Here is a 10,363-nt window from a genome sequence, read left to right as displayed (position 1 = left end):
CATCCACACCGACCTCGCCGAAGTCGTTGACCACCACCCCGATCCGCGCGTGCCCCGTGCCCAGCAGGTGGTTCAGCACGGTGGTCTTGCCGGCCCCCAGGTAGCCGGTGAGGATCAGCACGGGAACGGTCTGGGACACGGTCTCCCTTTCCACGGGTCGAGGTGGGTCGCGGGGGTCGCGGCACGCGGCCGCGGGGGTGGTCGATGCTACCGGAGGTGCGCCGTGCCCTGCCGTGCCCGCGGATACACTCGGGGCGATTCCGACGAAAGAGGTGCCCGTGGACCAGCTGACCCTGCTGGCCGTGCTCGCGGTGGTCGTGGTGGTGGCCGTCACCGCCATCTCGGACCGCATCGGCGTGGCCGCGCCCATCCTCCTGGTGGTCGTGGGGGTGGGCCTGAGCCTAATCCCCGGAGTGCCCACCGTCACGATGAACCCGGACATCATCCTGGACGTCGTGCTGCCCCTGCTGCTGTACGCCGCGGCCGTGAACATGCCCGCCACGGACTTCCGGCGCAACCTGGGCGCGATCGGTGCCCTGTCCGTGGTTCTCGTCATCGCCTCCGCCTTCGCGGTGGGTCTGCTGCTGTGGTGGCTGCTGCCGGGCCTGGGTCTTGCCGCCGCGGTGGCGCTGGGTGCCGTCGTGAGCCCGCCGGACGCCGTGGCCGCGACGTCGATCGGCAAGCGCCTGGGTCTGCCGAACCGTCTGGTGACGATCCTGGAGGGCGAGGGTCTCGTGAACGACGCCACGGCCCTGGTGATGCTGCGCTCGGCCGTGGTGGCCACCGCCGGGGCCATCAGCGTGGGCGGGGTGCTCGCGGACTTCGGCTACGCCGTGGTGGTGGCGGTGCTCATCGGCGTCCTGGTGGGGTGGGTGTCCATCCAGATCAGGGCCCACCTGGAGCAGCCCGTGACCAGCACGGCGATGTCCCTGGTGGTGCCGTTCATCGCGTTCATGCCCGCCGAGCACCTCGAAGCCTCAGGTGTGCTCGCGGTGGTGGTCGCGGGGATCGTCACGGGGATCAAATCCCCGCGGCTGCTCTCCTCCCAGGCACGCGTGTCCGAGCGCACCAACTGGCGCACGGTCCTGCTGCTGCTGGAGCACGGCGTGTTCCTGGTGCTCGGGCTGCAGATCGCGGTGCTCGTGGACGAGGTGCAGGAGGCCCACCTCAGCGTGGGCGACGCCCTGTGGCTCGGTCTGCTGGTCACGGTGGTGCTGTTCGTGCTCCGCTTCGCGTTCGTGGCACCGATGATCGCGGTGATGTCCCGGCAGCAGGAGCGCGCCCGCGGGGAGTCGCAGTGGTTCGACGACGCCTTCCAGCGGCTCGACGCCCTCCCCGAGATCCCCGAGCGGCGGATGACCACGATGCGCCGCATGATCACGCGCAAACAGGCGGACGCCACGTTCTTCAGCAACGAGGGCATCGGCAAGCGGGGCGGCTTCGTGATCGCGTGGTCGGGGATGCGCGGGGTGGTGACCGTGGCCGCCGCCCAGACCCTGCCGGAGGACCTGCCGTACCGGCCCCAGCTGATCCTCATCGCGTTCACGGTGGCCGTGGTGACGCTCGTGGTGCAGGGCGGCACCCTGCCACTGCTCATCCGCATCCTGGGCATCCGCGGCTCGGACGAGGAGGAGCTGCAGCGAGAGCTGACGCGCCTGATCAACACGCTGACGGAAGCCTCCGTGAACCTGCTGGAGTCCCCCACCCTGCACCGTGACGACGGCCAGCCGTACAGCGAGAAGGTCCTGGAGCTGACCAGGCAGCGCACGCGGAAGATCCCGGAGACCGTGTCCACCGAGACCATGCAGGTCTGGACCACCGCGCGCCAGGAGCAGCAGGAGCTGCAGCGCAAGCTGCTGGAGGCCCAGCAGGACGCCCTGCTGGACGCCCAGGCCTCCGGGGTCTACCGGTCCCAGACCATCGAGGCCGCGCAGCAGTTCCTGGACCGCCGCAACATGGTCATCGACTGAGGGACTGGCGACGCCGCGCGCGGACCCGCCACGCGGCGTCGCTGTCCGCCCGTGCGCCTCAGTTCTCCGCGGCCGCCCGCAGCCGGTCCACGGCCTCCACGATCGTCTCCGGGGCGCACGCCAGGTTCATCCGCGCGAAGCCCGCCCCACCCGTTCCGAAGGTGGGCCCGGAGGACAGCGCCACCCGGGCGTGCTCCACGGCGTGCGCGGCGGGGTCCTCACCCCATCCCAGGGCCCGCATGTCCAGCCACGCGAGGTACGTGGCACGGCCGCGCCGCAGGGTGACCTGCGGCAGCTTCGCGGCGAGTTCCCGCTCCAGCAGGTCGATGTTGGCCTGGATGACCTCCACGGTGCGGTCCAGCCACTCGGTGCAGTGCAGGAAGCCCTCCCGGGTGGCCAGCAGCCCCATGATCCCGGTGCGGTAGGACACCGCGTCCGGCACGCTTCGGAGCCACTCGGCCATGGGTTCGGAGTCCACCACGAACATGGCGGCCTTGAGCCCCGCCAGGTTGAACGCCTTGCTCCCGGAGGCCGCCGCGACCCCGTGGCCCCGGGCCTCCTGGGACACCGAAAGGTACGGGGTGAACGTGACGCCGTGGTGCGTGAGCGGCGCGTGGATCTCGTCGCTCACCACGTGCGCGCCGTGCTTCTCGACGATCCGGGCGAGCTCGGCCAACTCCTCGCGGGAGTGCACCAGGCCCAGCGGGTTGTGGGGGTTGCACAGCAGCACCGCGCGGGCGCCGGCGGCCAGGGCGGCGTCGATCCCCGCGAGATCCAGGCGGTACGCGGCACCGTCGTCCTGCAGCGGCACCTCCACCGGGTGCCCGCCGGCCTCCGCGACGAGCGCGTAGAACGGGGCGTACACCGGCGGGGTGAGGATCACGCCGTCACCGGGGCGGATGAGGCGGCGCAGGGATTCCACGATCACCACGGTGACGTCCGTGGTGTACATGATCCGTTCCGGGTCGGGGCGCCAGCCCCAGCGTGCCGCCGCGAAGTCCGCGTACGCCGTGGCCGCTCCCCGGTCCGCGGTGGCGGCGTAGCCCGTGTCGTTGTTCGCCACCGCGGCCTCCAGCGCGGCCTTCACCGGCGGCGGCGTGGGGAAGTCCATCTCCGCGATGAACATGGGCAGGACGTCATCCGCGTAGCTGCGCCACTTGGTGCTCGTGCGTCGGCGCAGGGAGGGCATCTGGTCGGCGGTGGTCATGGGGTCCTTCCGGGCGCGCTGCGGGCGTCAGGACTGCGTGAGCTTCCCGGCCTGTCCGAGCCGCAGCTGCTCCAGCGTCCTCTCCTGCTCCAGGGCGCGCGCGTGCAGGTCCCGGAGCATGTCCGAGTCCAGCCTGTCGTCCGGGACCTCCAAGAGCAAGCGCCACCCCAGGCCCTTGGCGTGCACGGCGGCCACCAGCGCCTCCAGCTCCTCGACGTCGGACAGCGGCGAGCGCCGGTTGAACCGCTCGTTCGGCTTCAGCCGCGCCACCTTCTCCGCAGCCCGCGCCGGCAGGTCCTTCAAGGGCGCCGGCTTCACGCCCAGCGCGGCCATCATCTCCTCGAGGGCGGTCTGGTCCGCCTCGACCTCCGCGGCCAACCGTCCCACCTCCTCCCGCACCCGCTCGTCCCCGTGGAACTCGGCGACGCGGCGGAAGGCATCCACCCCCGCGGCCGATCCGGCGTGGTGGTCCTGCAGATACGTGCTGATGACGCTGCTCATGGGATTCCTCTTCTCGGTGCGGCTTGGTGGTCCCAGCCTGACAGGTGCGGCCCGTCACGGCCACACCCACGCGGGTACACACGGAGCATGACGCCGCGGCGTCCCTCCCGTGTCCGTTCCGTGCTTCTCGGCGCACCCGTTCGTCTCGCGGCTCGGGAGCGGGAGGTGAGGCACCGGCGTCGTCAGCGGGGTTGTCAGCGAGGACGTCCAGCCGGCTGCGCCATACTGGCGGAAACACGGCACCGGACACGCACCGCCGCCGGGGCCGCCGCCTGACGATCTGGGGGGATCATGACGCCGGAGACGTTCATCGACTTCACCGCTCCGAACGGGTTGAACTCGTGGTACCACGTGTGGCGCACGGGCACCGCGGGGATCCTGTACTACTTCGACGGCGACTACTGGGACCTGGACGATACCTCGATCAACTGGCCGGAGGAGGGTGACCTCGCCCGGCTGGCCATTGCCGCGCAGGCTCGGAACCTCATGTTCGTGGCCGTGAACACCCCGGACGAGGACGGCTCCGGGGACGGCTACACGTGGTGGGAGGACTGCAAGGCCAACGGCAGATACTTCCGGGCGCTGCACGAGCACCTCGTGGCGCAGAACCCCGGGGTGGACTCCTCGAACATCTGGCTGCTCGGCTACAGCGGGGGCGCGGAGTTCATCACGTACGAGCTGCTGGACCGCGGCATCAAGGGCATGACCAGCGGCGGGGCGATCATCATCGGGGGTGGCGGCGCGAACCACCCCGTGGCCACCAAGAAGAAGGCCCACCCGTGCATCGGGTCCACCGCCATGCACTGGTGGGTGGGAGATCGGGACGTGGACGGCGCCACCAACCCCCCGGAGTGGAGCGCGCTGAGCGCCGCGGAAGAAGGTGTCGCGGCCTACCGGGCGGCGGGCTTCGACACCCACCTGCACGTCCTCCCCGGGGTGGACCACGAGGGCTACGACGCCGTGGAGTGCCTCGCCCGCGCGCTGCCGGCGGTCTCCCGCTCGGCGGACCTGCGGGCCGCGCTCTCCGACGGGTGGGTGCGGCTCACGCGGAACACGTGAGCCGTTCATGGGTCATGAAAAACCCCGGCAGGACAACCGTCCCACCGGGGTGAATGGTCGGGATGACAGGATTTGAACCTGCGACCCCTTGACCCCCAGTCAAGTGCGCTACCAAGCTGCGCCACATCCCGCGACCACGCTCAGCCCTGGCGAACCAGTGCCGAACACCTGGGATACATTACCCCACCCGGTCTCGTTTTTCACATCGGTCCGCTCCCCCCGGCGGAGCCGCCACCTCGTCCCCTCGTCCGCTCTCGGACGGATGGCGCGCCGGGACCTGCTGTCGCGCTGGGGGCCATGCCCTTGCGGCCCGCGCGCGGGCGGCGAGGAGCGTGCGCCCCCTGCAGCGCGGCGTCGTCGTCCCCCGCAGCTCTTCCCCCGTAAGCGCAACGGGCCGCTCCCGGGGAAACCCGGGAACGGCCCGACAACGGCACCGCGGGGGCTCAGCGCTTGCGCTGCCGCTTCTCCCGCACGCGCATGGTGACCTCCAGCGGGGTGCCCTCGAAGCCGAAGGTCTCGCGGATGCGGCGCTGGATGAACCGGCGGTAGCCGGGGTCCAGGAAGCCCGTGGTGAACAGCACGAACTTGGGCGGCCGCGAGGCCACCTGCGTGCCGAACAGGATGCGGGGCTGCTTGCCGCCGCGCACCGGGTGGGGGTGGGCCGCCACGATCTCCCCCAGGAACGCGTTGAGGCGCCCGGTGGGGATGCGGCGGTCCCACGAGTCCAGGGACGTGTGCAGCGCGGGGACCAGCTTGTCCTTGTGCCACCCGGTCTTCGCGGACATGTTGACCCGCGGGGCCCAGGACACGTGCGCGAGGTCGCGCTCGATCTCGCGCTCCAGGTAGAAGCGGCGCTCGTCGTCCAGGGTGTCCCACTTGTTGAACGCGAGCACCAGGGCACGCCCGGAGTCCACGGCCATCTGCAGGATGCGCACGTCCTGCTCCGAGAGCACCTCGTCCACGGCAAGCAGCACCACGGCCACCTCGGCGCGTTCCAGTGCGGTCTGCGTGCGCAGGGAGGCGTAGAAGTCCGCGCCCTGCTGCAGGTGCACGCGGCGCCGGATGCCGGCGGTGTCGATGAAGCGCCACGGTTCCCCGCCCAGCATCACGATCTCGTCCACGGGATCACGCGTGGTGCCCGCGGTCTCGTCCACGACCACGCGCTCGGACCCGGCCAGCTTGTTCAGCAGCGAGGACTTGCCCACGTTGGGCCGCCCGATCAGCGCCACGCGGCGCGGGCCGCCCTCGAGCTCGGCCTCGGCCACCTCGGAGAACTCGGGCAGCGCCTTGACCAGGGCGTCCAGCGCGTCGCCGGAGCCCTTGCCGTGCAGCGCGGACACCGGGAACGGCTCCCCCATGCCCAGGGACCACAGCGCGGTCGCCTCGATCTCCAGCTGCGGGGAGTCCGCCTTGTTCGCCACCACGATGATGGGCTTCTTCACGCGGCGCAGCATGCTCACCACGGCCTCGTCGGTCGCGGTGACGCCCACGGTCACGTCCAGCACGAGCAGCACGGCGTCCGCGTTCTCCACGGCCAGCTCGGCCTGGTCCGCCACCCGCTTGTGGATGCCCTTGGCGTCCTGCTCCCAGCCGCCGGTGTCCACCAGGGTGAAGTTCTTGCCGTTCCACTCCGCCTTGTAGGACACGCGGTCACGGGTCACGCCCGGGGTGTCCTCCACCACGGCCTCGCGGCGGCCGATCACACGGTTGACCAGCGTGGACTTGCCCACGTTGGGGCGGCCCACCACGGCCACGACCGGGTCGGGACGGCGGGCGTCGCGGTCGTCCTCGCCGTCGATCCAGTCCGCGAGCAGCGCCGCGTCCTCGTCGTCCAGCTCGTAGTCCGCAAGTCCTTCGCGCAGCGCCTGCGCGCGCGCCTCGGCCTCGGTGTCGTCGATCGCCGCCAGACGCTGCGAGATGTCCTCGTTGCCCCCGCCCAGCACGGACTGCTCGTAGGAGTCCACCGTGGGCTCGTCGGGTGCGCTCATGCTTGCCTCGTTTCCTCGGGGGCGTCAGCGCCCGTCTCGTCGGGGGCCGTCCCGGCCCCGTGGTCTGTGCTGTCGGTGGCGCGGATGACCAGGTCGATCACGCCCTGCACGGTCTGTTCCATGGTCAGGTCGGAGGAGTCCAGCAGCTGCACGCCGTCCTGCGCCTGGGTGAAGTTCACCACGGTGGAGTCCTTCGCGTCACGGCCCACCACCTGTGCCTCCAGGTTCGACGACGCCGCCGCGCCCAGCTGCCTGCCCCGCCGCGCCAGCCGCGCGGCCTCCGAGGCGGTCAGCAGGATCCGGACGTCCGCGTCCGGGGCCACCACGGTGGTGATGTCCCGGCCCTCGGCCACGATCCGGTACCCGCTGTCCCGGATGACGTCCTGCTGCATCCGCACAAGCACCTCGCGGGCGGGCACCGTGGTGGAGACCTGCGAGACGTGGTCGGTCACCAGGTCACCGCGGATTGCCGTGCGGACGTCCTCCCCGTTGACGAGGATGCGCTCCTCGTCCGGGTCCGTGCCCAGCTCCAGCGGCACCGTCTCGGCGGCACCCACCACGGCGTCCGCGTCATGCAGGTCCACGCCGGACTCAAGGCACCACCACGTCACCGCGCGGTACATGGCTCCCGTGTCCAGGTAGGCCAGGCCGAAGCGGCGGGCCACCTCCTTGGACACCGAGGACTTCCCGGACCCCGAGGGCCCGTCGATCGCGATCACGAGCCGTGCGTTCGCATCCCGTGCGTTCATCACTGCACCACCTTCCAGCTGCGTGTCTGCAGCTCCTCCACGAGGTCCGCGTACCGGTTCGGCTCCACCGAGACCGTCACGAGACCCACGGGCTGCCCGGGCGAGTGCTCCAGGCGCATGTCTTCCAGGTTGACCCCGATCTCGCCGATCTCCGTGAGCAGCCGGGCGATCGTGCCGGGGGTGTCGTCCACCGCCACGGTGAACGTGGCGAAGGCCTTGGGCGCACCGCCGTGCTTGCCCGGGATCCGGGCCTGACCGGCATTGCCCTCGGCCATCAGCCGGGCGATGCCCAGGCGGGCACCGTCCCCGGCCGGGTCCTCCAGGGTGGCGATCAGCCGCTCCACGTCCTCCCGGACCTCGTAGAGGGACTGCACCACGGGCCGCGCGTTCGCCGCGAGGATCTGCACCCACAGCGCGGGGTCCGATCCGGCGATCCGGGTGGTGTCCCGCAGCCCCTGGCCCGCCAGGGACAGGTGGTGCAGCGGGGTGTCCTGCAGCCGGGAGGCCAGCAGCGAGGACATCACCTGCGGCAGGTGGGAGATCAGCGCCACGGTCTCGTCGTGCTCCGCGGGCTCCATCACGGTCAGGGTTGCCCCCAGGTCCACCGCGAGGTTCTTGGCCGCGGCGATGGCCGCGGCTCCCGTGGCGGGACCGGGACAGATCACCCACGGCATCGAGGTGAACAGCTCGCCGCGCGCCGCCACCGGACCGGACTTCTCCCGCCCGGCCATGGGGTGGGTCCCCACGTACCGGGTGAGGTCCGCGCCCGCCGCCGCGACGGCGTCGAGGATCGGGGCCTTGACCGAGGCGATGTCCAGGACCACGGCGTGCGGGTGCTGCGCGAGGGCGTCCACCACGATCTCGGCCACCACGTCCGGGGGTGCGGCCACCACCACGAGCGTGGGCTCGGGCACGTGCTCCCCGGCGTCCCGCAGGGCGCGCACGGAGCGGCCGGCACCGATGTCCTGGGCCACGGCCTCCGTGGTGGGCGAGGCGTCCCGGATGAGGACCTCCACGTCCAGGTGCCGCAGACCCAGCCCGATGCTCGCGCCGAGCAGGCCCGAGCCCACCACGAGCACGGGACCGGTGCTGGAGGCGATCGCAGGGACCACGCTCACATCCCCACGGACGCGAGGAGGTTGCCCACCTCGGTGTGCGAGAGCTTGCGCACGGTGCCCTGCTTCTGGTCCCCGATCGCGATGGGGCCCACGTGGGTGCGGGCCAGCTTCTCCACGGGGTGCTCCACGGCCTCGAACATGCGGCGCACGATCCGGTTGCGCCCGGAGTGCAGCACCACCTCGATGAGCACGTGGCCGGGGGTGGAGTCCACCAGGCGGAAGTCGTCCACCTTCGCCACGCCGTCCTCGAGGCGGATGCCCTCCTTCATCTGGTTGCCGATGCCCTTCTCCACGGGCCCGTGCACCTGCACCAGGTAGGTCTTGGGCACCTCGTAGGAGGGGTGGGTCAGCCGGTTGGTGAGCTCACCGTCGTTCGTGAGCAGCAGCAGGCCCTCGGTCTCCACGTCCAGGCGGCCCACGTGGAACACGCGCTGGTGCTTGCGCGGGTCCAGGTAGTCGCTCACGCAACGGCGCCCGTCCGGGTCCTCCATGGTGGACACCACCCCGGCGGGCTTGTTGAACGCGTAGTAGACGAGCTTCTCGTCCGTCTGGATGCGCATGCCGTCCACGTGCACGGCCTGCAGCGCGGGGTCCACGCGCACGCCCAGCTCCGTGACGACCTGCTCGTCCACGGTCACGCGTCCGTCCTGGATCATCTCCTCGCACACCCGTCGGCTGGCCACGCCCGCCTGCGCCATGAGCTTCTGCAGCCGCACGCCGTTCTCGTCGTGCACCTCCAGCCGGTCCACGGGCGGGTTCTTGGGACGACGCCGCCGGTGCGGGCCGTGCTCCTTGATCGCCGAGGCGCGGCGCTCGTACTTGTCCACGCCCGCGAACGCGCGGGGCTTCTGGGGGCCTTTCTGCGCGGCCGCGGCCTTGGGCTTGCCCGGGCCCTTGGCGTTGGGGCCCTTGCCCCGTCCCGCGGATGGGCCCTTCGCGCCGGTGGTCTTGCCGTAGCCGCGGCCGCCGGCGGCGTCGCCGGACTTCTTGCCGGGTCCGGAGCGGAAGCCGCCCTTGGATCCGGCCTGGGAGCCCTTGCCGCGGCCCTGGGGGCCGCGGGCCCCGCCGCCGCGGGACGAGTTGCCGTGTGATGGTGCCATGCGTCGATCAGTCCTCTATGTCGTCAAGTTGGTCGGTTCCCGGCAGCAGCGGTGCGATGTCCGGGAGCTCGTCCAGCGAGCCGAGACCGAGTTTTTCCAGGAAGAGCGGGGTGGTGGAGTACAGCACGGAGCCCGTGCCGTCCTCGCGTTCGTGTGCGGTGAGCAGACCGCGCTGCACCAGGGTCCGAACGACGCCGTCCACGTTCACGCCGCGGATGGCGGAGACCCGGGAGCGGGACACCGGCTGCAGGTAGGCCACCACGGCGAGCGTCTCCAGCGCGGCCTGCGAGAGCCGCGAGCTGCTGCCCTCCACCACGAAGTCCGTGACGAGCTGGGCGTAGTCGCTGCGGGAGTAGATCCGCCATCCTCCGGCCACTTCGCGCAGCTCGAAGCCTCGAGCGCGCGGGGTCCGCACGGTTCCGCGACCGGCCGCCGTGGCCGACCGTCCATCGTATCCCGCGGATCCGTCCTGGCGCGGAGCATCGAGGGTGTTTCCGATCACCCCGTCGTAGTCCGCGGTGAGGTGCTCCAGGGCGCTGCGCACGCGGTGCTCGGGTTCCCCGGTCACGCGGGCGAACTCCTCGAGGGACACGGGCGCCGCCGCGACCATGAGGACGGCTTCCAACCGGGCGTGGAGGTCGTCGTACTGCTGCGTGGGGGCTGATGAGGGG

10 protein-coding genes and 1 tRNA gene are annotated in these 10,363 nt (G+C 71.4%); 2 read left to right on the top strand and 9 right to left on the bottom strand.

Annotation, left to right across the window (positions count from 1 at the left end; genetic code table 11):
* The coding region (locus tag CWC38_RS12415) for a GTP-binding protein (protein WP_276309576.1) at positions 1-340 on the bottom strand (340 nt) is incomplete at its 3' end.
* Between CWC38_RS12415 and CWC38_RS09265 the strand changes: the two genes are divergently transcribed.
* Positions 279-1,970 (top strand): cation:proton antiporter, encoded by a 1,692-nt coding sequence (locus CWC38_RS09265; protein WP_121846478.1) that lies wholly within the window; start codon positions 279-281, stop codon positions 1,968-1,970. The two genes, CWC38_RS12415 and CWC38_RS09265, sit on opposite strands and share 62 nt — an antisense overlap.
* A gap of 58 nt (positions 1,971-2,028) precedes the next feature.
* Here CWC38_RS09265 and CWC38_RS09260 read toward each other — a convergent pair whose 3' ends face one another.
* Together CWC38_RS09260 and CWC38_RS09255 are read right to left on the bottom strand one after the other, a co-directional pair.
* Entirely contained in the window at positions 2,029-3,177 is a 1,149-nt protein-coding gene (locus tag CWC38_RS09260; protein WP_121846477.1) for a MalY/PatB family protein, read from the bottom strand.
* 27 nt (positions 3,178-3,204) lie between these two features.
* The gene (locus CWC38_RS09255; protein WP_121846476.1) at positions 3,205-3,678 is read right to left on the bottom strand and encodes a hypothetical protein; all 474 of its coding nucleotides are present in this window, start codon (positions 3,676-3,678) and stop codon (positions 3,205-3,207) included.
* 291 nt (positions 3,679-3,969) lie between these two features.
* Between CWC38_RS09255 and CWC38_RS09250 the strand changes: the two genes are divergently transcribed.
* Positions 3,970-4,737, top strand: coding sequence for an alpha/beta hydrolase (locus CWC38_RS09250; protein ID WP_121846475.1), 768 nt, complete (start codon positions 3,970-3,972; stop codon positions 4,735-4,737).
* Positions 4,738-4,791: 54 nt separating this feature from the next.
* Here the strand turns inward: CWC38_RS09250 and CWC38_RS09245 are convergent.
* From CWC38_RS09245 to scpB, 6 genes are all read right to left on the bottom strand, one after another.
* Positions 4,792-4,868, bottom strand: a tRNA-Pro gene (locus tag CWC38_RS09245).
* A gap of 312 nt (positions 4,869-5,180) precedes the next feature.
* On the bottom strand, positions 5,181-6,725 hold the full coding sequence (der, locus tag CWC38_RS09240; RefSeq protein ID WP_121846474.1) for a ribosome biogenesis GTPase Der: 1,545 nt from the start codon (positions 6,723-6,725) through the stop codon (positions 5,181-5,183).
* Positions 6,722-7,474 (bottom strand): (d)CMP kinase, encoded by a 753-nt coding sequence (cmk, locus tag CWC38_RS09235; RefSeq protein WP_121846473.1) that lies wholly within the window; start codon positions 7,472-7,474, stop codon positions 6,722-6,724. The genes der and cmk overlap by 4 nt, the downstream gene beginning before the upstream one ends.
* A complete protein-coding gene (locus tag CWC38_RS09230; protein WP_121846472.1) occupies positions 7,474-8,592 on the bottom strand; it encodes a prephenate dehydrogenase in 1,119 nt (372 codons plus the stop codon). Before CWC38_RS09230 ends, cmk begins: the two co-directional genes overlap by 1 nt.
* The gene (locus CWC38_RS09225) at positions 8,589-9,692 is read right to left on the bottom strand and encodes a pseudouridine synthase (protein WP_121846471.1); all 1,104 of its coding nucleotides are present in this window, start codon (positions 9,690-9,692) and stop codon (positions 8,589-8,591) included. The genes CWC38_RS09230 and CWC38_RS09225 overlap by 4 nt, the downstream gene beginning before the upstream one ends.
* Positions 9,693-9,699: 7 nt before the next feature.
* Positions 9,700-10,317 (bottom strand): SMC-Scp complex subunit ScpB, encoded by a 618-nt coding sequence (scpB, locus tag CWC38_RS09220; protein WP_338067539.1) that lies wholly within the window; start codon positions 10,315-10,317, stop codon positions 9,700-9,702.
* Positions 10,318-10,363: the final 46 nt, after the last annotated feature.

Origin of the sequence: Kocuria tytonicola (genome assembly GCF_003687455.1) — a bacterium.
GTDB lineage: Bacteria > Actinomycetota > Actinomycetes > Actinomycetales > Micrococcaceae > Kocuria > Kocuria tytonicola.
The sequence above is the reverse complement of the archived record's forward strand: the minus strand, read 5'-3'. Positions and strand labels throughout refer to the sequence as shown.